Consider the following 21223-nt stretch of genomic DNA (forward strand, 5'->3'; position numbering starts at 1 on the left):
TTTTACTCTCCTTTCAGGATATTTTCAATCTCACTTCTGGAAATGGCGGCGATCTTGTCATACGCTACAGCTTCGGCCGTTCCTTCCGTGTCGATTGCTTTCTTTGTTTCCACTGTTTCAGCCAGCGGAACAATCAGGTTTTTAATAATAGGCTTTTTCTCTGCCAGTTTGGACAGGTTCGCCGGAAGTCCGTTTTCGAAAACGGATCCGTTTCTTGCCACTCCGCGCAAAGTAGGCCCCATGTACATAACTTTTTTATTAGTCATATTCTGTCTCCTCTATCATCGGTTTGTTTACCGTCCACAAAGTCGTCATGCCGCCGAAGAACTTCGGCCAGGTGTCGTCTTCCTGGAACTTTTTCGAAACCGGAAATTGAATTCTGAAACGATCTGCAATCAACCGTTTCTCCAAAAATCGTTCTGAAATCAAATTCAAAACGTTCGCAACGTCAAAATGGCCTTGCCGGTTCTCGTTTTTGTCGTTCAGGCCGACCAGGAAATAAATCGAACAGATATTGTCGTCGTTTTCATCCTGAATCACTTCTTCATCAAGGCACACTAGCACATAAGGAAAATGATCTTCGTCATTTCTTCCTTTCTTTGCCGGTAAATTCTGCGGATATACATTGAATTTCACGGGTTCCCCGTTGTTTAATGTGGTGTAGCCTTTCAGAATGTCCTTCACTTCATCGACAAGGGCTTTCTGCAAAAAAATGTCTGTCTGCATTTCTTACCCCTTCCGTAACAGGTTCGCGATTTCCGCGTCAATTCGCTTTTGAAGCGTTTCGTTCGCGTCGTCGTTAATAGCCTTCATAATTTTTTCATTTTTTATCATCTGCGGAACAGACGGGCCGTATAACTGCTTGATCGGAAGGCTTCGGCCGCTGGTACGTGTGAAAACGCCCTTGTGGCCGGATTTCATAATCGCGATAAACGACTTCGGATCGCCGTCTAATGGCTTCACGCCGCCGGCTTTCTCAACTCCGGCCTTGTAGACCTTTGGGGATCTGTTTTTTCCGCGGTACCGGACGGGTGTTCCGGGACTTACCTTGAATTTTGAAAGGGCGATCCCGGTTCCGTTCGAAATAACCGCGGCTTTCAGGCTGGATTTTGTCGCTTTGCTGACTGTGATTGTTTTCTTCACGTCGCCACTGGAAACGAAATACTTCCCCGAAGTTTCTTTCGCCATGTTCTTTTTGACGTTGGTGGTCGCGCGGTTGATCGCCCTGGCAACGACCAGCGGCGCCTTCGATTTCAGATTTCCCAGACGCTTTTCGACGTCTTCAATTCCTGTGACTTCGATTTTCTGAACGATCAATCCTGGTTCCCCGTTAAAATAATGGTATAGCCGCCGAAATCCTCTTTTACATCAGAAATCGGGTACATTTCGCCGTCAAATTCCATGTGCTGGCCGGCGACCGGCTCATAATCCAGGTCTTTTTTCTGCACGAAAAACAGAATGTCGTCCGTGAAGATTCCGCGTGTCTCAACGGTTTTTCCCATGCTCAACTCGATAATGCGATCATTATCCAGGACAATAGGAACTTCTTTCCCGTCGATCATGTGGGTTTCTGCGAATTCATCCATGTTGAAGAAAACACTGTCAAGGTCTTTTTCAAGCTGTTCTTTAAACGACTTCATGGCTTCGGCCCTTACTCCGCGTCGGCGTCGGCTTCTTTTTCTTCCTGGAAATTGATTACTTCATCGGCCAGATCGCCCACTTTTCTTTCCTCGTAATCGTTCCCCAGGTCAAGGCCGATTGAAAGCGCGTAAGTGTAAAGTTCCTTCTTTGTGCGAATCTTCCTTACTTCATCGGCGCTTTTATAGCCGCCAGGGGCCAGTTCGTCGAACATATCGCCGTCGGCCCTGTCCTCGTCGTCTTCCTCGATTTCATCGGCGGCGGCCACGCGCTCGTCGATCTCCACTAACTCGATGAATTTTCTTTTTTTCAGAAAATCCATGTCGATTTTTGACATATTGGTCGGAAGAATGGATCCAGGCGCATAAACCTTGCCATTTGTCTGGACTTCAACTTTTGTTCTGTATGCCATCTGTTGACACTCCCTTCATTAAGATCTGTTTACATAGATAACCGCCCAGGACTCCACATCGAACGGACGCGGAAGCGGTCTGGAAGTCAGGCGAAGCATTTTGACCTCGTTTTTCTCGTCGGCGTACTGCTTCGGAACAAGGCGCCCTTCGTAAGTCTGGAACTTTTTGTCTTCCATCTGGGTAACTGCTCCATACTCGATCTGGCCTTCGCCGTCGGAATGGCCCATCAGGACGGTTCCGTCCGGGATCATTGCTTCATCCTCGCCCTCGTCATTCAAAAACCACTCGTCGTAGGTATAAATATCAAGGTCAAGTTCTGCGATACGGCCGTAAAAAGTAAGGGCCGGATCCACGACACGCGGTTCGATCACGATGTTCTTCATATTCAGCATATTCATAGCTTTTTCGACGAACGGGTTCGTTGTGAACTTCTCGATCACGTCAGAAGAAAAGATCGCAATGTCCGGGGCCTTGCCGGTTGCCTTAATGATTTTCTTTCGGATCTGGCGAAGGGTAGGAAGCGGATTGACGGTCGCAAGCGCCCAGTCCTGATCGGATCCCAGAACGGTAATGTTCGAAAATCCGAAATCGACCTGAACGTCAACGCCTTCTTCCTCGTCCACCACGTCGATTTTTCCTTCATAGAGGATCTGGCGACACATCCACTCTTTTCTTCTTGCGATTGCTTCTTCAAGGTCTGTCATGTCCTTAGAAAGAAGTTCGTCCTCGCGTTCTTCCGGTGTCCTCTGGCTGTAAACATTCTCACCGATTGCGCGGTTGGAAACATCATCGACAGTCAACGGTCTTTCCGGTGCGATCTTCGGTGTGGTGAAACTGTTAGTGTGGAAGCCCTGGCGTGTGATTACTTTTCCGCCGACTCTAGGGCTTACCAGCGGCGCCATGACGCGTTTTCCTTTTCTCACGTCAAATTCTACCTTTTCGGTGACGTGGGTTTCCTCGCCAGGGAAAAAGGTTTTCTGTAAAAATGTGCGGACGGGCGGCGTCTGGTCGATCGCGTCCATCATTTCACGGGTTGTATAATCAGGCATTGTCTTCTTACCCCCCTTATTCGTATTTCTGGACGTTTGCAAGGTGGATCCCGATTCCTTTCAACTCGTCCTCGTAAGTGTCGATAGTTGCGTCAGCCTTAACCGCAACGGCGCCGCGGTTGAAATGGCCGGTAATATAGCATACTGCCGGAATATTGTCGCCTTCGGCGGCGGATCCGGTGTCCGTGTCGTCGGTAAGAATACCGAACGCCTTCATTGTCACGGAAGAAACCGTTGTTCCGGCGATATAGCCGTTCTTGTCAGTTCCCTTCACGATTACGGTTCCACGTTTCAATACTCCCTGGCCGCGTTTCAGGCCGATTCCCCCTGTCAGGATCGGGAAATCAGGGGAAACGATCAGCGCGTCCGGTGTGAATGTGCCTTCGTTTTTGTTGAATAACTGCATATTATTTCCCCCTTCTCTTGTCGCCCTTTAAGGCGTTGACTAAACCGCCGACTTTGGCTTCTCTCTGTTCGGCCTTCTGCTGGCTTCCGCCGTCGTTTCCAACATTCGGAACGGTTCCAACGCTTCCAGCGCCGGAGTTTGCCAGGTCGTCGGTAAGGTTGTTTAATGTTTTCTGCCCGGCCTGGTTGTTTGCGCGTAACTGTGCAAGGGCCAGATCTGCGGCGGAAAGTGGTTCTTCGTACTTCGCTTTCATCAAAACGTCGTTCGGAATACCGTTCGCGATAGAATCAATGTCTTTGAGTCTGTCACGTTCTGCCTTGATTGCTTCTTCCACGATCTGATTTACAAAATCGGGATAAGCGGTTCTTAACTGTGCGGCGTCCTGGATAGCCGGCGCCGCCGTTGCTGGTGTCATTCCCATTTCACTATTTCCTTTCTGTGTTGTTGGTGTATTTGAAAAAGTTCCGGTTTCTTTCTGCGGCGTTTTAGAAAGATTCTGAACCTTCTTCCGAACTTCATCGGGTGCGAATGTGTTTACAAAATTCTTGAAATTATATCCGATCCCGTTCGCTGTCAGGACATTCTTGTCCGTGTAGGAATTCTGAAAACTGTCTTCGATCAGTTCATCGCAAAAACCATTGTCGATCGCTTCCTGGCCGACGTACCAGCTTTCATTGTTCATCAATTCTTTGATTTCATCGTCCGTCTTTCCCAGGCGGTCGCGATATACGGACATAATGCTTTCTTTTACCTTGTCCGTAACTTCTGCCAGCTTTGCCAACTGCGCGGATGTATAAGATCCGTAAAGTGTTACGCTGGGATTGTGGGCCATCAGGACGCCGTTCTTTGCGATTCGGCGTGTGCTGGCGGCCTGAAGGATAATTGTCGCCGCGCTGGCGCAAAGGCCGATCACGGTCGCCGTGATTGTTGCTTTGTTCTGAATTAGGGCGGTATAAATGGCATTTGCCGCGAATACATCACCGCCGCCCGACTGGATCAGGACGTTAATATTCTTCTTGTCGCCCAGACTCTTTAATTCATTGATAAAATTCCGGTATGTGACGCAATCGTCACTCCACCAGTCTTCTTCGGACGAAATTGTCCCGAATAACTGTAATTCCGCACTGTCACCGCCGGAATCAACGAAATTCCAGAATTTGTTATTCGTCTGGGAAGCTGTAGCCGGAACGGCGTTGATAAACCGCGCCGGTTTAGTCTTCTTCTCCATCTTCCTTTTTCTCCTTTTCTGTGATTGTTTCCGCGCTCTGAACCGATACAAGGCCGGCTTCCTTCATCATTTCGCCTTCCCTTGCAAGTTGCGCGATATTTGCTTCGAAGTCGCCGCCGGTCAGTTCGACGGTTTCCTTCTGCCTGGTTGAAAGTCCGACTTTGATTCGTTTTTCTGCCGCCGTGACTTCTTTCACCGGATCAATCATTCCCTGGCTAGGCCCGTTCCACTGTGCGCCGCAATAGGCTTTTTTAATCATCGGATCCAGGAAAAAACCGGGCGCTTTCAGGCGTCCGGTTGCGATTGCTTCCGTCAGGAATATTTCATAAATCGGCTGGCATAAATCAGCCGCTAACCAGGTTCTTTTCATTCGAAACGCCTTCCAGGCTTCCAGAAGTGCCGCCCTGGAAGCGGAATAGCTGGAAGTAAAGGATTTCGTCAGAAGTTCAACCGGAATTTCAAGCGCGGCCCCGACATACTTCGCAAGGGCTGTCACGAAGGCGTCGAAATTCGTTGATGGTCGTTTCGCGTCCGCAATCTCGACCTTTTCGCCCGGATTTAAGACGTTCACCATGCCAGGGCCTAGCTCATAGCTTGTCGGATCACTGGAAACACTGTCTTCGTCATCCACAACGCCGCCGAACCCGATGTCTGACGTTCCGTTCTCTGACGTAATGAAGACGGTAAAAAATCCATTGATAACGGCCGCCATCATTTCGGCTTCACTGTACCGCGTCAACTGCTTCAACGCTTCGATAACCGGCGCCAGATACGGGACGCCGCGGTACTGTTCCGCGCGTTCCGTCTCGTAAATCATAAGCACGTTCGGGGATCCTGTCTTATCTCCGAAGGCTTTTACCCTTGTCCATTTCTTTTCCGCCCGAAGTGTGCTGTTCGGGTAGGTGCTACAAATGTGATAGGCGACGATTTTCCCGGAATCGTCCACTTCCACGCCGTTGTAAATCCGGTTGTGGGTGTTCGGATCCGTGGCGTGCAAATACACGCTGTTTCCGGTCTGGTGCGGCGTGCTTATGCGATCCGCTTCGATCAGGTGAATTCGTAGGCCATACGGGTAAAATTTATAGGGCTTGTCGTACTCTAAAAGGACGCAAGCGTCGCCATTCATCAGCCAGGACATACACGCGACCTGTTGGATCTCGTAAAAATTGTTTACCCTGGTAGAATCGCAAAACTTTGAGTCCGCCCACAAGGCGAATTCGCGTTCCGCGTCCTTCTGCCAGCGCTCTTTTTCCTGGCGGCTCATTCCCAGATAGTCGCCGTCGATCGTGCTTTTCAACTGTAAGCCCTGGCCGACGATGTTTGTTCGGTTTGTCTTAATGGCCGACACCGCCAGGGGCGCGGACATATAAAGGCTTCGGGATCTCTGCCGCAAGGTTGGAAGGTTCTTGTCGATGTCTTCCTGTGGTGTCTTGCTGTTTGCTAGCCATCCACGCATAGAATTTTTATTTCTGGAAGCGCCCGACTCGTCATACCCGGAATTTTGAAAGGAACGGATCATTTGCAATTTGAACCGGTCTTGTGTCCGGCGGAGTGCCGCGGACGGGTTGACAATCTCGACCGCTTTGTCGAAAATATTCAATTTTGCACCGCCTTTCTCAAATATCCCGTGGAATAAAACGACCGGCGAAATTCCTTCCGCCGGCTTCCAACTGTTCAACCTGTTTTTCTATGTCTTTGATCGTTGCCCGGATCGTGGATAAGTCCGCACGTTTCAGGCTTTTTGTTCCGATCACGTATTCCTGGTTTAATAAAACGGCTTCTTCTGCTTCATAGTACAGATTTAAGCGCTTTTTCAGTCTTTCCAGGCGTTCCTGTTTCACTCTACTTAACGCCATCTTATCAACCCCCTTATAACTGGACGCCGCGGCTTGCGACGCCTGTTTTTTTTGCAACCTTCTTTTTTGGCTGTTTTTTCATGTAGTTTATACCGGCCTTGATTTTTCCTTCCAGAACGTCCCAGTTCGGACGAAGGATTTCTGCGGCCGCGGTGGAATAGTTGCGAAGATCCAGCGGTTCGTTTCTGGTTCCCGATTTCTTCACCCACTTAATGACCGGGCGGCCGTCCTTGATGTGAACGACGCGCTGTTCGCTGTTAATTCCCTTGATATAGGTTTCGTTATAGCCGCGATCAGCGTTAATCGGAAAATGGCAATAGCCCGGCCCTTCGTCAACCGTGTTTAATCTCGTCATAAGGATTTCTTTTCCACTGTCAACGCCCAGGATAAAGACCTTCACTTTATACTGGTTGTTTGTCGATACCTTGTGGATCAGCGGTATTCCAGGGCCGCCCATTCCTTTAATTCCATAAATGCGCTTGCCCTTGCGTTCCATCTTTTTCAGCCATTTATAACACTGTGTTGTGAAATGGCCGCCGGTATCAATGCAAGTACACGCCAGAAGAAGGGACGTTCCGCTTGCGAAGTACAATTCCCGGTCAAGGTATTCTTCCAGGCGATCCCAGGTTTCGTCTTTTTCCAGGTCGCCGAAGATCTTTTCATACCGGATCCCCCATGACTCATAGCCGCGGCCCCATCCGGTGATCTCCACTTCGAAACGGTCGTCCTGGACATCGACGCCGGCTGTCAGAAGAAGAACGCCGTCCGGGATTTCTGCTTCGTAGCGTTCCCGGCGTGAAAGAAGGGAATCGTCGTCGGCGCTCTTGCCGCGTTCTTCCCAGGTTTCGCCCAGGCTGGTATTGATAAAGGTCTTCATTTTGTTTATGTCGCCGTTTTCCTTCAATTCTTTGTTTGCTTCCTGGAAGTCCCGAATAATTTCTTCCCAGTGTTTCCAGGGCGACGCTAATTCGTTTAAGTGAAACGACCTTTTCCGGCGACGATCCGGGAATTTTGCGATATATTTTCCGGTCTGCTGTTTCCAGTCCATTTCGGAAATGTGTTCACCACAAAATGAACATTCCATTGTTGCGTCGGAAAAATGGATCCGCCCCCATTCGTAAGGTTGGAACCGGCCGCAACACGGGCAAGGAACGCACCATTCTTCCTGTGAACCGGAAAGAAATTCCTTTTCAATCTGGCTTTCGCCCTTGATTGTAGGTGTCGAAACCTTGATTTTCTTTCGGTTCCAGAAGGTATTTGTTCGTTTTTCCGCTAATTTGATCGGATTTCCTTCACCGCCGGCGCTGGCCGGGTATCTGTCCGTCTCGTCCATCAGGACAATTCGGATCGGACGGGACGCCAGGGACGCCGGGGAATTCGCGCCGGCCATTGTGATATGACCGCCCGGAAATTTCTTGTGAAGAATTGTGTTCCCGGAATCCCTGGATTTTGAATCCTTCACTTTGTCCGTTAATGCCGGCGTGTCGCGGATCATCGGGGCCAGTCTGTCCTTCGAAAAGGCTTGCGCCATGTCAAGGGTAGGTTGAACAACCAGGATCGGTGCCGGATCGTAGTCAACATAATAACCGATCGTGTTCAAAATCAATTCTGTTTTTCCGACCTGGGCCGAAGACATGATAACCACTTCTTCACACGCCGGATCGTTTACCGCGTCCAGAATTTCGCGCTGATATGGGGCGCGGTCTGTGTTCCACTGTCCGGGTTCCGCGGCGGACTCTGCCGAAAGTTTTCTGTACCGGTCGGCCCACTGGCTAACTGTCAGGATCGGTGGCGGCGCCACAATCTGGGCGATCTCGCGGAACAGTTTCACCGTTTTAAAGTCGATTTGAAGGTCAGATTTGTTCATCGTCTTCACCTTCCACGTATTCGTCACTATAAAAATCAGCCGGATTGTAGTCTTTTAATTCGTTCAGCGCTTCCGTGACTTCCGACGTCAGACGTTCCTTGATGTAACCGGCGTCGCGGTCTTCCAGGACTGGGGCGACTTTGGCCGGAATGTTCATCATTCTTGTTTTGAAGGACGATAACATATCGGTCATAACATGGCGAACGTCGTCCGCCTTGTGAAGTTCTCCCTTCATGGTCTGCAATTTCATTTCTGAAATATGCCGTTTGACTCTTTCGTGAAGGGCTTTTTCTTCTTCGAAGTTCAGTTCACCGTCTGGATCGTCGCTGTCGTTGCTGTCAACGGCCAGTTTCAGCGAAAGAATATAGTTCTTCAAGGAATCGACCAGGTTATAACGGCCCTTCGCCGCCCGGACGATGATTCCTTCTTCTGCCATTTGGCGGATTCTTCGGTCGGTGACTCCGAAAATATTCCCCAGGACGGCCGCCGATACGGTCAGGCTGTCTATATCCGTGACTTTCGCTGATTCTGTTTCCTGTTTTGCCATACCCGGCCCCCTTTCTGCCGCCTGAAACGGAAACGGCAACTTTCGTTATTTTTTTTCTGTATCTGGGAAGATTTTGGGCCTCGTAGACCCGCAACAAAATTTTGTCCGGCGGAAGAACCTAAAAATTTTTCGGGATTTTTTCTCAAAAAACTGTCATGTCCGGTCGCCCCGTCGGTCGCTCCCCTCTCTTGTCATATCTTACTATTGTGTCAAATGGTCGGCGGACGTCCGCTTTCATTATAGTGCGAACAAAAGGCTACACCGTCACTTGTCACGCGCCCGTTGTGTCAAGTACGGGGCAAAAAGAAAAAGAACTTCCCATTCTTCGCGCGTCTTCAAGGCGTGTCTGGGTGTTCTTTTATTTGCGGCCATGCTTGAAGGTCAGGCCCTTAATCAGTTTGTCTTTGTTGTCCTGGTTGATCCCGATGTACCGAAGTGTGACGCTTATGTCTGCATGATTGAAGATCTCTTTCAGTGTCACGGCGTCGTGTGTCTGCTGGTACATATGATAGCCGAACGTCTTCCGTAAGGTGTGCGTTCCTATGCTGTCCAGGCCAAACTTCCGGCCGGCCGCCGATAATATGTTATAGGCTTGCTGGCGTGTGATTGCTTTGTTCTGATAGTTCGGAGAACGGAACAGATATTCAAAGTCACGTTTCCCGGAAATATATTCGTCGATAACTGGCCGTAACTCTGAGTTTATCGGGAAGCGCTTTTCCTTCCCGGTTTTCTTCTCTCGAATATAAACCGCGTCTTTCCCTTTTACATCGCGCACGCGAAATTTTAGGATGTCAGAAATTCGAAGGCCCGTATAAATTCCGAACATAAAAAGGACGTAATCTCTTTCGTTGTTCGATTTCAGATAGTCGGCCAGATCCATAACAAGATCCATGTCCCGGATCGGTTCGACCGTGTTCATCGTTTACGCCCCCTTTCTTTTTCAGGCATGAAAAAAGCGCCGCATTTCTGCGACGCCTTTTCGAAGGTCTTATTGATCCACTTATCAACATACACATTATAGCACACGGGAACACGACATTTCCACGACATCTTTTACGACATTTTTACGACATAAAACACGACATGAAATACGACATTGTATTTTTACACTTCCCCGTGTATTTACTGGGTTTTTCGAACTTTCGGTCTTTCAAAAACCGGTTCAAATTTTTGAAAAATTTTCGTTTCAAAAAATTTTCATTTTCAGATCAAGCCACGGTCTTTCATGTCCCCTTCGATCCGCTGTTCCTGGCGGACGGACAGACCGATTTTTTCGGCGGTTCTTTGCTGTGTTTCTTTCAAAATCACGCGGTTGTAATAGATTTTTTCTTCGTATCCGGTCAGACTCGAATAAATCTTTTGCACGCGCTTTTTACTCCGGCGAAGTTCCTTCCGTTCCTCTGTCAGTGTTTGGATATTCGCTTCGTCGCGCTGGATCAGTTCCAGCCCTTCCAGAAAAGAAATGTGAGTGCTGGGCGAAGACTCTTTCGAATAGTCAATTCCACCAACGCCAGAAGGGCCATTCCACCCACACATTTTTTTGATCTTGTCGATCGACCTTCTGTGATTTTTGATTCTCTCATTACACAACATAATTTGAAGGTCAATGTCTCTAAAAAGGTTCCTTTCGTTGTTATTAGACGGTTTCGCCATTAGACTTCCCCTTGCAATCACGGCCGCTTCGTGCTATGATTATTAAAGATTTTGTGGGCGGAGAAGTCGGGAACGGCGTTCCGTCCTTTTATTTTACAACAAACTTTTTGTCAAATCAACCGTTTTCATAATCTTTCACCACTTCCAGCCACAAGCCCCGTTTTCCGTCTTTGTAATAAAGAAAATCGGTATAGATCCCAGCTTTCAGAAGTTCTTCGGACATCCTGATCGCGTCGTCCGCGTCCCGACATTTTATCGTGTCGCCGGCTTTAAATTTCGGCGGATTCTTCGTCCCGGACATTCTTTTCTTCCCCTTTCGATTCCTTGATCCCGAAACTGCTATTATAACCGGCGTCTTTCAGGATTTTTCGGACTTTTTCAAATTCTTTCTTCGTGAAATTCTCAACCCTGGCAATCACGACCGAATTTTCGACTTTCGCTTTATATCCGGCCGCGGTCAGTAATTGAACCGCTTCTTCTTTGCTCATTTCCTCACCTTTCTTGTACACATGAAATATAATTCCCGTCGGTGTCCTGGTAGATCTCCACCGGGAAGGCCAGGGCTTCGATAACGCCGATCAGCTTCGCGCCTTTCGGAATGTCCTTCGCTTCCACCGGATAAGAATTCAAATAGGCCGCTTCAAGTTCTGGATCGTTATCGTTTAGCGGTGTCGGCTTGAAATCTTCGGTTTTATTCGCGTTTTCCTGGTTCTTTTTCTTCCTCGCCATGTTCTTTCCCTCGCTTTCTCATTTTTCCAGGAAAATAGCAATCCCGAATTTCCGTATCTGTAAATTTTACCCGTTCCGGGGCAACTTCGCGAACGTGGCCGTCCTCAAATTCCACAAGTGCAAGCGCATATTTTAACACGCCGCCAGAATGTCCGCCAATCATAGGACTAGGCGGAATAATTTCGCTTCGCTCAGTCCAACGATGGAACCACGCCTTCGTCTGGTTGCCTTCTGGATCAATCAGGCAAGGCCGCAACATTCCTGCCGGCCACGGTGGTAACATCACAAGTCTGTCTGGTTCTACCGGCGGCACGCATCCGCCCATTTCACATTTTTTCATTGCTTCATGTACTGCCTTTCTTTTTTCGTGTTCTAAAAATTGCCGAAACGCCCTTTTTCTTTGTATTTTCATATACTCCTTTTGGCTGATCCAGCCTTTGATCGCGTGTGTGGCCGCCGACGCCACCGCGCCGGCGATAACGCATATAAAAAATATTATTATCTGCTTTTCGTGGATCATTCCAGGTCAACCCCCAGTTCAACAATTCTTTTATTGTTCTTAATGTCCATCGTTTCGATCTGCTTCTTCCAAACCGCGCCGTAAATCTGAAAATCCTTTTTCAAGGTCAGAAAATAACGCTTGTGTGGATCGCGTAAATGAAGTTTTATAAGGCTGTCCATCAGGTGATCGGTGACGCCTTTGTCTATGACTGTTATATCAATCCTGGCCGCGGCCCGATTGAATTCCCGGCAAATTATGACATATTCCGGGCGTTTATTTTTCTTTCCCATGCTCTAGTTTCCTTTCTGGCCGTAAACGACGACCATTGACGGAAAAGGGGCGCTGTTTTTACTATCGCCGAATTTCAGGCGACCACGTATGAAGCGAATTTCCGCTTTGTGGTATATGTAATCGTGGAACCATTTTGTATCGGTTCGCGCTGGTAATAACATAACGACAAGGTTTCCGTGATCCTCATTCGTGCGAAAGGCTTTTTCCACCCATTTTCCTATTTCCCGGCCATACGGGGGATTGCAAAATACCCTATGCCCCCCCCATTCTTTCAAAAGGCCATTGTCGGCGATGGTATAATATTTTTCGCACTTATGGTTGAATTCATCAGCACACGGATCCAGGTCGAAATGAAATTCCTTGTCAAGTTCAGCAAAGAACGTCTTCGGTGTGGCCCATGCGTCCGTTTTGCTGGAAAACATAACATTTGTGTTCATTCATTCTTTCCTTTCGTGTTCATGCTATCAGGAAACCATTCGGGGAAGTCATAAATTGACATTTGACCGTCACATTCGTAATCATCCAGGATCCCCGAAGGTTCCGTTTCGTTTTTAGGTTTCTTTTCTTTGTTTTCCACTCCTTAATTATCCTTTTTTCGGATCATAGTCTTCAAATCGGCTGATTGTTCGGAATATCCGTCTATTATTCACATACCTTTGGAGAAGTCGAACCGGATCACTCCCTTTCGTGTGTTCCTTGTCGTAAATCATAACGTAAGGATCGTAACCCAGATCGCGAAGTGTATAAATTCTTTCAAGATCTTGTTCGAAGGTAGTATCAAAATTCGTCAGGACGTACACACTTGTTTTCCTGGCTCCCCATCCGGTTATTTCCTTGAACTGCCGGAACTTCGGAAGGATTGCTTCTTTGTCCTGGTATTTATCCCAGGCAAAATGAACGCTTTCGACGCGAAGTTTTCCGATCATTTCCGCCTTTTCTTCGGTCATCAATCGAATATCTAGGCCCTGATTTATATTTATCCTTGCTTTGCTGTCTATTAGCTGTTGCAATAATTCTTTCCAATCCCGACAAGCTAAAATATTCGGATCGCATAGCATTATATTTTTCTGTCCATGCCAGAATTCGGATAGATCAGCAACCTTGACCGAACATTTTCCTTCTTTCGCGGCCACATGGCAAAAGTCGCAACCGCGCGGACATCCTCTTGTAAGAAATCCGTAAGCCGTGTCGGTTATTCCGTAAAGGCCATAATCTGGATAAATATGTTCTATTTCCGGCGGAAGCGGAATGTCCTTCATTTTGTCGAATTCTTCTTTTCCGTCCTTCAAAGAAATACAATAACCGGATCCGCCTTTTATTACTTCGTCGGTGTCGATATAATATTCATAATCCGGTGTAAAGCTGAATACTTTTGACATATACACCCGATCCATGTGTCCCGAAAATAACGGCTGATACCACGAAACATCGTCGCCGCGTGCCTTGTGGTATGCCGATATTTTCATCAATGGGATATTCGGGAAATTATGTCCGTCAACATCAATCAGACCGATTTTCTTTTTACTCGACATTCGACCGGTCGAAGGTTGTAAACGATGTCTGTCCGTTCTCGCGGACTGCTTCGGTTCCGACAACGATTTCCAGTTCAACCGGTTCATTTTTTACCAGGTCAAAAACGACAAGCGCCTGTCCCTGTTCCACCGCGTAGGTGATCCCGGTCGCCTGGCTGGCTTCGGTCATAAGGGACATAAATTTATTTATTCTTTCCTGTTGATTTTCCATTTCTTTTCCTTTCTGGTCTTCAAGATCCATTCTTCTTGTTCCCGATCTTCGTCCTTCTTTTCATCGTCGCTTTTGCACGACGCGGCCGCGGCCAGTGCGAAGATAAACGCCAGGAATACCACGGCGGCGGCCATTATAACCAGGGCTTTCATTTCGCGTCCCCTTCCTGGATAAGCTGTTCGCCGTCGTAAGTGTAAACATCCGCGGCCGGGATCGTATAAAAATTCGGGTAAAAATTATATTTCTGGATCCACTCCTGGAAGACAGCTTCAAGGCCGCTTTCCAGTTCTTCGATCTGTTCCCTTGTGGCGTCGTCCAGGTAATCGTCAGCCCACTCGCCGCCCTCGTCCTGGGCCTGGCACTGAACCGCTTCGATCACGTCGTAACCAGAATTTGAAAGCGACGGACGGTAAAATTCACACTGGCCGACGAAGATCTTATTCGGAATCCCTCTTTTCGGTGGACATTTCTTGAATTCCTCAAATTCCGCGATCGCGTCCTTCAAGGCTTCTTTCGTGTTGTTGTAGGTGGCTCCGTAAGTCTCGCCATCGAAGCTATACGCGACCAGGTTCGCCGTGTATTCCTGAATATAACACCAGCTTTGCGGCGGTCTGGTAATTCCGGCCGTGTCAATCTTGAACGCCTGGTCGAATTCAACCGGCGTTCCTTCCTGGACGTGCCAGCCATAAAGACAAGTATCGGTTTTTCCGTTGGCCCCGTTTGCGTATTCGAATAATTTGCCAGGTTCCAGGCCGGAACATTCCGAAAGTTCCTTGTAATCGTTGGTTTTCTTGATATAGTCACAAGTAAACGCGCCCATGATTCCGCGGCCGGTCACATAGCAGACCACCCGGAAGGGATATTCTATCCCCTTCGGTCTGTTCTTGCGAATTTCCAGTTCTTTTTCGTTGGAAAGAATTTTCTTCCACCACTTTTCCTTAATGCTTATCAGGACTGTTTTCACTCTCGAACGCTCCTTTCTGGATAAATCCCTTAATTTCTTCGATACACTCCGGGCAAAAATCTTTTACCGTGTATCTGTTCAAAAAGTCGAAAAGGCCACAAAACAGGCCGGCTTTCTTTGGCTCCTGGCTTTCCTTCTTTCTCTCTGCTCTGGCCGAAACGATTTTGACTGTCTTTGAATTCACTTCGTCGAATGTCTTTCCGCACCGGTCGCAAACACAAGTTGTTTTTACCATCATCCTTTTTCCTTCCTGGCTATTTGTAAATTATGCCGGTGTGCTTATTCTTGAAGCCGATCCGGCCGTGGATCTCATAGCCTTGTAAATCTGCAATTTTCTTGAATATCTCCACAAGATCGGTCACTTCCTGCGGCTGTTTATCTGTTTTTCGGATCGCGCGTTCCGCCGTAACGTCACGATAACCGGAACCGTTGTATTTCAGGTCGTCCATTAACGGAACGGGAATTCCCCGTCCCCTTCCGGGATGTCCATAAACGAACTATTTTCCGGCGCCGGCGGTGGAACCTGTTCGTTTTCCCTGGTCTGTCTTCGTGTTTCTTCCTCTGCCTTCGTTTCGGCGAAGTTAATTTCATAGACGCGGACGGTCTTTGTATAGATTTTTCTTCCGCCAGGCTCCGTATAATGCCCGGATTCCAAACGGCCGACAATCTCGACCTTCTTGTCTTTTCTTAAAAAGTTTTTCGCGAATTCCGCGTTATGTCCGGTACACTTGCAGTCGATAAAATCGACCGCCTGGCCGCCGTCCGGGATTTTACCGTCCCGGACACACATAATCGTAAATGTGGCAAATACGGCGCGATCGCTGTCATATTTCAGAACCGGATTGTCCGTAAGTCTGCCAGATCCCAGCCATTTGTTCATTTGTTCTTTCTCCCCTTTCCTTTTCGTCTCATTGGTTTGTGGTGCATTTTCAGCCAATTATTCGGCATTTCCCGATAGTCGATCGGTTTGTCCATGACCTTTCCGACCGCGGCGGATAATTCAAGCAATGCTTCCGCGGCCGCTTCGCAACCCATGCCGAAGCCCTTCAAAACTGTGTTAATGTTTCGAAGGCCAGCCTGGCGTTCGATCAGATTCGCTATGTAGCGTTGGAATGTTTCATCCGGCGGCAAGTGCCGCGCGATTTCCCTTGTCAGGTCTTCCGGCAAATAGAAGACGATCGCGCCGTAATGCTCCGAAAGGGCTATCACGTAGACCGTGAACAGGTCAAGGCCGACTTCGTAGGCGAATAACAGGTTCGCTTCGCCGACCGTGTGGGTTTCCTTGCCGAACTGAAATTCAATCCGGTTAATAGCTTCGTAGATCTCCGCTTCCGGGTTAGTTTCTTTCAACGGCTTTGAAGATAAAAATTTTCTTTCCCTTGCTGTACTTTGCAAGTTTTTTTCGCTTTCTTTCGGCGTCTTTTTCTGTTCCCCGGATAATCGCTCTTTCCTCGCCTTCCACAATGATAAAATACTTTTCTTTACATTCCACAAAATTCATTCAACCACCTTCCCGTTTCTATTCTGCCAGGCGTTCCTTGTCCCCGGCGTTCTGAAAATTCTTCCCGTCGATATAGCCATACTGGCGAAGAAGATCGTGTTCGCGGCTTCTTTCAAATTCCCGGTTCTGGTATTCTTCCATTCCTGGGATTTCATCAATGAACGCGTTTACTTCTGCCGGAACCAGGCAAGCCAGGGCGAAGGTTTCGCTTTGTTTCTTCTGGTCTTCGAAATTCTGGTGAAGTCCGGCGTTAAAGCCTTCGACGTAGTTCATTTTTTCATTCCGGCCAAACTCCCGGCCGGCTTCTGCATAAATCGCCCGAAGCGTCGCCATTCTCCGGCGGATTACTTTCACGGCGTAATTGAAAATGTTAATGCTGATCTGCGCGTCTTCGTCGAACCCATAAAATTTAAGCCGGAACGCTCCGCCGGATCCGCGTCTTGACGAAATAACCGCCCGACACCTGAAATTTCCGGCAATCAGGCTCCCAAGATCAACCACCCAGTCGTCGCGGAACGACGGTGACGTGTAGGACACGACCGGACGTTCCTTCGCCTTGTCCGGGTTGATCTGGCTCATTTCGATTTCATATTTTGCCATTAACTCTTGTGCTTTTAACATGGCGGCCTTCGCTTCGTTCTCATTGTCTGAACTGGATAAGGCGATCAGCTTTTCGATCTTGTCAATGATCTTGTTATCTGCTTCATTCATGTTCTTTCCCTTTCTCGAATTTAACGACGACCGCTTTGTCGTCGATGTAGTAATCAGCCGTTATTTTCCGGCTGTTCACGCCGTACATTTCAACGATTTCTGGTATATTATCGTTCACGGCGTCGAATTCAAGCCCGTGTTCCCGGCACTGGGCGACCGCGCTTTCCAGCGCTTCCCCGACGCGGCACGTCCACAAAATAACCTTGTGGCCGCCAGTCCGAAGATCTGAAAGCCAGTTCATCAGGGCTTCGTTCGGTTCCCCGACTTCCGGCCACTTTCCGGCACTGGATAACACGCCGTCGAAGTCAACCGCTATAATCACGCCCCCAGAAGACGATCCAGAAGGTCGTCGTTCTCCTTCCTGGCGATTGCGGTTCTGATTGATTCGTCCGGGAACTGCACCGGCAACGCCATTTTGATAATTCGGTTTATGATTCTGTCGTCGAAATTCAATTCTTCCATGCGGCAATTACTTGTAAAAATTGTCACGCGCTTTTCGATCATGCGTCCGTTTAAGATATTATAAAAACGCTCATTGATCCAGGGTTTCACGGCTTCGACGCCGATGTCGTCGATCACCAGGACGGGAACCGAAACGATTTCCTGGATCAATTTCTGTTCGGTTTCTTCGTTCTTCCATTCGCCGCCCCAGGTTGCTTTTATCTGATCCAGAATTTGAATTGTGGTCGCGAACTTTGCCGCGATGATCTTTTTCTGGATCAGGTCGTTTGCAATAGACACGGCCAGCCTGGTTTTACCGGATCCCTTTGTCTGTGAATAAAAATATAAGCCTTTGCCGGTTTCCCGGATCTCGTCGAACTGTTCCACGTACCGGGAAGCGATAACCTTCGCCATCTGGGCCAGTTCGCGATTCTCCTTCGTGCTATAACAGTCGGTTTTGAAATTCTCGACCGTGTGGCCTTCAAATTCCTTCGGGATAGTGGCGAAGGACAGCTTTCTTTCGATTGCCTGGCGTTCGAAGATTCCGCATTTGCACCGGCGACAAAATTCGTACCCGTCCGGGCCTGTCACCATTTCCCAGCCGCTATCATGGCAAATCGGGCAATTATATTTCGGTGTCTGATCGTCCGGCGTTTCTTCGGAACCGTTCAAGCGCCGCGCTCGTCGTGCCATCAGGTCGGGAAACATTTTGTTCATTGTCTCCTGGATTGATTCTTCCATTTGCGGATCCCCCTTTGTTTTGATATGTGCCTTCAAGCGTCTTCAAGGCGTTTGTTTTATTTATCAGCCAGTCGAAGGAACAACCGTTCCATTTTCCGTTTCTGCCGGAAAGAAAGTCACTGTTCTGTGCCGCCTGGAAAATGATGTGTAATTTCTTTTCGGGTTCCAGCCCCGGAAAGATTTTCAGTTTGTCCAGTTCTTTCACCAGGGAACGGATCTTCGCCTTCCTGGTATCATTCAATCCGTGGATTCCCGGAAGGGCTGGACAGGTATTTCGAAAGTCTTCCACGATCAGGTCATAAGATAACCGATCCGTTTTCTTCGGTTTTTCCGGTTCGCGGTCAGGAACTTCGGATTTTTTTTCCGAAGTTTCGACTATATCTTCGTTAGAAGATATATTATATATATCTATATTCTTATTCTTATTCTGTTCCGTGATTTCACGGTTTGTCACGCGTGATGTAACGTGACGCGTCACGCCGTCGGTCACGATTTCAGTTTCTTCTTTTGGCAAAACCGCCGGTTCTTCCTGGGGTTCTGGCTTTTCTTCCGGCTGTGACATTCCCAGAAGGGCGCGTTTCTTTTCGCGCTGTCTCTGCTGTCTGATCCGGTTTTGTTCTCTGATTCTCTCCATGCCTTCGCTGTTCTGGTTCGCTTCGAAGTTGGTTATGTAAATCCCTTTTTCGGTTCTCTCGATCATGTGGAACTTCTCGAAGGTCGTAAGGGCCAGGCGGACGGTTGCCAGCGGCTTATTAAAAATAGTCGCCAGCATTTCGTCAGAATATGGGAATTCGTCTTCAATCAAGACAAGGCCCTTCGCGTTGCATTTACCGGCAAGTGCAAGAATACGGATCCACACGACCAGGATCGCGTCGCCTTCCGGCATGGATTGAATGATTTTGATTTTGTCGTCGTCAAACATATCTACACGAAGTTTGATCCAGTTAATTTCCGCCATAAAAACACCGCCTTTATAAATACTTGCTCATAATGTCCCGTTTTGATTTCGGTTTCGGGGCTTCCGCCGCCTTCTTCGGCGGTTCCAGATCGTCCAGGAAGTTAATTGATTTCTTCATCCGGGTTTCTCTGGTTGCTGTCAGGTTCTTTTCGATCACCTCTTTGTTTTCATCCACTTTTTTATACACAATATCCAGACGTGATTGTGGATAAGTCAGCCCCGAAATACAACAAATTGTGATTCCTTCGTCATTGAAGGTCTGGAAGGTGTCGATCGGGGTTCCGATCGCTTTTTCCAGTTCCGGCATGGTTACACCGTCCGACAATGACGCTGTGATGTATTTAACGGCTCTGTCGCCCTCGATAGGGGCGTAAGGGTTATCTTGTATAGTCTTAATTGTTTCGGCGCTGTTTTGGGCCTTTCTGGACGTCACAAGGGCCATTCCGTGGGCGCTTAGTGTCTCTATGATTTCGGCCTTGTCAATATTGCCCTTCACGCTCTTATGCTTCTCCGGCACTTCCAGGAACGAACAGAAGTCGTCCACGAAGGAAGTATTGATTGACAATTTTTCCGCCCGGTCGTTGTCCAGGATGAAGCAAGCGGCCGTTCCGGCGATTTCTGTCAACTCCGAAAAACAGTCGTAAGAATTGATATGTGCCTTCACGCTTTCATTCTGTCCCGGAACAATCGTGATCGCTCCGATGGCGCGGCCTTCGTCGATTAAAAGGTCAATCAACATCGGGCCGGCTCCCGAACCGGTTCCGCCGCCGCTGGCGAAGATAACGAACGTCAGATCCGCCTTGATTTTGGTTTCGATCTCTGCCGCGATACGGTCGAAGTCGTCAATCACAAGCTGTTTCGCCTTCCGGCGGTTCTTATTGCAACCTTCGCCGCCCGGAATGTGGTATTTATATTTTGCGTGTTCCAGGGTGTCAAGGTCTTCCTGGGACGTGTTGATGTAAAGGACATTAAACCCCCGATCTTCGAAAAGCTGTCCAATGTTGCCGCCGGCCTGGCCGACCGCTACAAAAGCAATTTTATTTTTCATGTTCTGATTCTCCCTTCGTGGTATTATCGGACATTTTCCGTCCGGTTCTCGTTTCTGTTCTGGCGTCACTTCGTTTCATGCTTCGCCCCTTCCAGGAATTCCCGTCCGGTGTCCGTGATGAAGAACGTGTCCGCCCGGCCTTCTTTCAAGCCGCGGCCGATATATCCGGCGTCTTCGAATTCCTTGATTTTTTTGAAGATTGTGTTCGGCTTATAACCGAATTCTTCCGTGTCGGAAATCTCCTGAACCGACATCGAAGATAATTTGTTCGTCGCCCCATTCTGGGAAAGGATCGACAAAACGATAAAGCCTAGTCTGTTCAAAGTTTCACCGCCTTTTTCTCTGATTTACTCTGATAAACTCTGATAAACTCTGATAAACTCTGATAAAGTCGGATTTACTCTGATAAACTCTGATTTATTCTGATTTAATCTTCCAGCGGCCGCGGCTGTCCGCGTTCCGCGACGACTTCTTCGAAAGTTCTATCGCCTAACATTCGTTTACCTTCCACGCGCCCACATTTCGGACACTTGCCGTTTGAAATGCACGAAAGGAACGTGAAACCACAAGTGCAATAGACTTTCCAGAATGGATCCGTTGCTTTTGTGATTCCGTCTATGTAATACGGGGCTTCCCTTGTATTTCTAACGATTGACATTTCTTCACGTTTCCCCTATAATTATTAAAGGCTGTGTCCAAAACGCGGCCAACATCGGGCGCAACGTGTCAGGGTTCCAATCTTTGACGTTGCGCCTTTGCTTTATGCTGAATTTCTCGCCCCGATCGCGCGGTCTGTCATAATGCCGATTGTAAGGGCGTCCAGGGTTTCCGAAAGTGCGGCGTCAAGTTCCTTCGACGTTTTGATTCCGAAACCCTCTAAAATGCTTTTTAAGTTCTCAACCTGGCCGTTCTGGCCTTCGTTTGTTTTCTTCATACT

At 48.3% G+C, this 21223-nt stretch carries 35 protein-coding genes; all 35 read right to left on the minus strand.

The window, feature by feature from the left end:
• Nucleotides 1-2 precede the first annotated feature (2 nt).
• Nucleotides 3-266: a hypothetical protein gene (locus DXD12_RS03185; RefSeq protein WP_022118240.1), complete on the minus strand. Its 264-nt coding sequence runs from the start codon at nt 264-266 to the stop codon at nt 3-5.
• Entirely contained in the window at nt 259-726 is a 468-nt protein-coding gene (locus DXD12_RS03190; protein ID WP_118637339.1) for a hypothetical protein, read from the minus strand. Before DXD12_RS03190 ends, DXD12_RS03185 begins: the two co-directional genes overlap by 8 nt.
• A gap of 3 nt (nt 727-729) precedes the next feature.
• Nucleotides 730-1317, minus strand: a complete 588-nt coding sequence (locus DXD12_RS03195; protein ID WP_117469522.1) for a phage tail protein — start codon at nt 1315-1317, stop codon at nt 730-732.
• Nucleotides 1314-1640: a hypothetical protein gene (locus tag DXD12_RS03200; protein WP_117469521.1), complete on the minus strand. Its 327-nt coding sequence runs from the start codon at nt 1638-1640 to the stop codon at nt 1314-1316. The genes DXD12_RS03195 and DXD12_RS03200 overlap by 4 nt, the downstream gene beginning before the upstream one ends.
• 11 nt (nt 1641-1651) lie before the next feature.
• On the minus strand, nt 1652-2050 hold the full coding sequence (locus tag DXD12_RS03205; protein ID WP_117469520.1) for a hypothetical protein: 399 nt from the start codon (nt 2048-2050) through the stop codon (nt 1652-1654).
• An 18-nt stretch (nt 2051-2068) separates the two neighbouring features.
• Entirely contained in the window at nt 2069-3100 is a 1032-nt protein-coding gene (locus tag DXD12_RS03210) for a major capsid protein (RefSeq protein WP_117469519.1), read from the minus strand.
• Nucleotides 3101-3116: 16 nt separating this feature from the next.
• Nucleotides 3117-3506: a head decoration protein gene (locus DXD12_RS03215; protein ID WP_117469518.1), complete on the minus strand. Its 390-nt coding sequence runs from the start codon at nt 3504-3506 to the stop codon at nt 3117-3119.
• 1 nt (nt 3507) lies between these two features.
• On the minus strand, nt 3508-4734 hold the full coding sequence (locus tag DXD12_RS03220) for a head maturation protease, ClpP-related (protein WP_117787517.1): 1227 nt from the start codon (nt 4732-4734) through the stop codon (nt 3508-3510).
• Nucleotides 4718-6334 (minus strand): phage portal protein, encoded by a 1617-nt coding sequence (locus tag DXD12_RS03225; RefSeq protein ID WP_118637341.1) that lies wholly within the window; start codon nt 6332-6334, stop codon nt 4718-4720. Before DXD12_RS03225 ends, DXD12_RS03220 begins: the two co-directional genes overlap by 17 nt.
• Before the next feature lie 16 nt (nt 6335-6350).
• A complete protein-coding gene (locus DXD12_RS03230) occupies nt 6351-6590 on the minus strand; it encodes a DUF6148 family protein (RefSeq protein ID WP_114002364.1) in 240 nt (79 codons plus the stop codon).
• A gap of 13 nt (nt 6591-6603) precedes the next feature.
• Entirely contained in the window at nt 6604-8457 is a 1854-nt protein-coding gene (locus DXD12_RS03235) for a phage terminase large subunit family protein (RefSeq protein ID WP_118561910.1), read from the minus strand.
• Nucleotides 8444-9004 carry a hypothetical protein gene (locus tag DXD12_RS03240; RefSeq protein WP_118637343.1) on the minus strand — a complete coding sequence of 187 codons (561 nt, stop codon included), beginning with the start codon at nt 9002-9004 and terminating at the stop codon, nt 8444-8446. Before DXD12_RS03240 ends, DXD12_RS03235 begins: the two co-directional genes overlap by 14 nt.
• A 358-nt stretch (nt 9005-9362) precedes the next feature.
• Nucleotides 9363-9923, minus strand: a complete 561-nt coding sequence (locus DXD12_RS03245) for a site-specific integrase (protein WP_114002367.1) — start codon at nt 9921-9923, stop codon at nt 9363-9365.
• A gap of 284 nt (nt 9924-10207) precedes the next feature.
• Entirely contained in the window at nt 10208-10657 is a 450-nt protein-coding gene (locus DXD12_RS03250) for a hypothetical protein (protein ID WP_117469513.1), read from the minus strand.
• A 115-nt stretch (nt 10658-10772) separates the two neighbouring features.
• Nucleotides 10773-10958 (minus strand): hypothetical protein, encoded by a 186-nt coding sequence (locus DXD12_RS03255; protein WP_118561914.1) that lies wholly within the window; start codon nt 10956-10958, stop codon nt 10773-10775.
• Nucleotides 10927-11145 carry a hypothetical protein gene (locus tag DXD12_RS03260; protein ID WP_118637347.1) on the minus strand — a complete coding sequence of 73 codons (219 nt, stop codon included), beginning with the start codon at nt 11143-11145 and terminating at the stop codon, nt 10927-10929. The genes DXD12_RS03255 and DXD12_RS03260 overlap by 32 nt, the downstream gene beginning before the upstream one ends.
• Before the next feature lie 4 nt (nt 11146-11149).
• The gene (locus tag DXD12_RS03265; RefSeq protein ID WP_117787527.1) at nt 11150-11386 is read right to left on the minus strand and encodes a hypothetical protein; all 237 of its coding nucleotides are present in this window, start codon (nt 11384-11386) and stop codon (nt 11150-11152) included.
• Nucleotides 11349-11906, minus strand: a complete 558-nt coding sequence (locus tag DXD12_RS03270; RefSeq protein ID WP_118637349.1) for a hypothetical protein — start codon at nt 11904-11906, stop codon at nt 11349-11351. Before DXD12_RS03270 ends, DXD12_RS03265 begins: the two co-directional genes overlap by 38 nt.
• Complete coding sequence (locus tag DXD12_RS03275; RefSeq protein WP_022118892.1) at nt 11903-12178, minus strand: hypothetical protein; 276 nt, start codon at nt 12176-12178, stop codon at nt 11903-11905. Before DXD12_RS03275 ends, DXD12_RS03270 begins: the two co-directional genes overlap by 4 nt.
• Nucleotides 12179-12181: 3 nt before the next feature.
• Nucleotides 12182-12616 (minus strand): phage N-6-adenine-methyltransferase, encoded by a 435-nt coding sequence (locus tag DXD12_RS03280; protein WP_118637351.1) that lies wholly within the window; start codon nt 12614-12616, stop codon nt 12182-12184.
• Entirely contained in the window at nt 12613-12756 is a 144-nt protein-coding gene (locus DXD12_RS15190) for a hypothetical protein (RefSeq protein ID WP_182457010.1), read from the minus strand. Before DXD12_RS15190 ends, DXD12_RS03280 begins: the two co-directional genes overlap by 4 nt.
• Before the next feature lie 7 nt (nt 12757-12763).
• The gene (locus DXD12_RS03285) at nt 12764-13558 is read right to left on the minus strand and encodes a radical SAM protein (protein WP_347561357.1); all 795 of its coding nucleotides are present in this window, start codon (nt 13556-13558) and stop codon (nt 12764-12766) included.
• Between the two features lie 142 nt (nt 13559-13700).
• A complete protein-coding gene (locus tag DXD12_RS03290) occupies nt 13701-13922 on the minus strand; it encodes a hypothetical protein (RefSeq protein WP_114002373.1) in 222 nt (73 codons plus the stop codon).
• Entirely contained in the window at nt 13898-14074 is a 177-nt protein-coding gene (locus tag DXD12_RS15195) for a hypothetical protein (RefSeq protein ID WP_158553023.1), read from the minus strand. Before DXD12_RS15195 ends, DXD12_RS03290 begins: the two co-directional genes overlap by 25 nt.
• Nucleotides 14071-14886 carry a hypothetical protein gene (locus tag DXD12_RS03295; RefSeq protein WP_118637355.1) on the minus strand — a complete coding sequence of 272 codons (816 nt, stop codon included), beginning with the start codon at nt 14884-14886 and terminating at the stop codon, nt 14071-14073. The genes DXD12_RS15195 and DXD12_RS03295 overlap by 4 nt, the downstream gene beginning before the upstream one ends.
• Before the next feature lie 254 nt (nt 14887-15140).
• On the minus strand, nt 15141-15335 hold the full coding sequence (locus DXD12_RS03305) for a hypothetical protein (protein WP_022118886.1): 195 nt from the start codon (nt 15333-15335) through the stop codon (nt 15141-15143).
• A complete protein-coding gene (locus DXD12_RS03310) occupies nt 15335-15766 on the minus strand; it encodes a single-stranded DNA-binding protein (protein WP_117469505.1) in 432 nt (143 codons plus the stop codon). Before DXD12_RS03310 ends, DXD12_RS03305 begins: the two co-directional genes overlap by 1 nt.
• Nucleotides 15763-16380 (minus strand): hypothetical protein, encoded by a 618-nt coding sequence (locus DXD12_RS03315; protein ID WP_147238633.1) that lies wholly within the window; start codon nt 16378-16380, stop codon nt 15763-15765. The genes DXD12_RS03310 and DXD12_RS03315 overlap by 4 nt, the downstream gene beginning before the upstream one ends.
• A 25-nt stretch (nt 16381-16405) precedes the next feature.
• Complete coding sequence (locus DXD12_RS03320) at nt 16406-17098, minus strand: DUF2786 domain-containing protein (RefSeq protein WP_118637357.1); 693 nt, start codon at nt 17096-17098, stop codon at nt 16406-16408.
• The gene (locus tag DXD12_RS03325; protein WP_114002379.1) at nt 17091-17420 is read right to left on the minus strand and encodes a hypothetical protein; all 330 of its coding nucleotides are present in this window, start codon (nt 17418-17420) and stop codon (nt 17091-17093) included. Before DXD12_RS03325 ends, DXD12_RS03320 begins: the two co-directional genes overlap by 8 nt.
• Nucleotides 17417-18280, minus strand: coding sequence for an ATP-binding protein (locus DXD12_RS03330; RefSeq protein ID WP_114002380.1), 864 nt, complete (start codon nt 18278-18280; stop codon nt 17417-17419). Before DXD12_RS03330 ends, DXD12_RS03325 begins: the two co-directional genes overlap by 4 nt.
• On the minus strand, nt 18165-19238 hold the full coding sequence (locus DXD12_RS03335) for a phage replisome organizer N-terminal domain-containing protein (RefSeq protein WP_118637359.1): 1074 nt from the start codon (nt 19236-19238) through the stop codon (nt 18165-18167). Before DXD12_RS03335 ends, DXD12_RS03330 begins: the two co-directional genes overlap by 116 nt.
• Nucleotides 19239-19251: 13 nt before the next feature.
• On the minus strand, nt 19252-20286 hold the full coding sequence (locus tag DXD12_RS03340) for a hypothetical protein (RefSeq protein ID WP_118637361.1): 1035 nt from the start codon (nt 20284-20286) through the stop codon (nt 19252-19254).
• A gap of 65 nt (nt 20287-20351) precedes the next feature.
• Entirely contained in the window at nt 20352-20609 is a 258-nt protein-coding gene (locus DXD12_RS03345; protein WP_117469500.1) for a hypothetical protein, read from the minus strand.
• A gap of 437 nt (nt 20610-21046) precedes the next feature.
• Entirely contained in the window at nt 21047-21220 is a 174-nt protein-coding gene (locus tag DXD12_RS15200) for a hypothetical protein (RefSeq protein ID WP_182457012.1), read from the minus strand.
• Nucleotides 21221-21223 lie beyond the last annotated feature (3 nt).

It is taken from the genome of Clostridium sp. TF11-13AC (assembly GCF_003481065.1).
GTDB lineage: Bacteria > Bacillota > Clostridia > Lachnospirales > Lachnospiraceae > Otoolea > Otoolea fessa.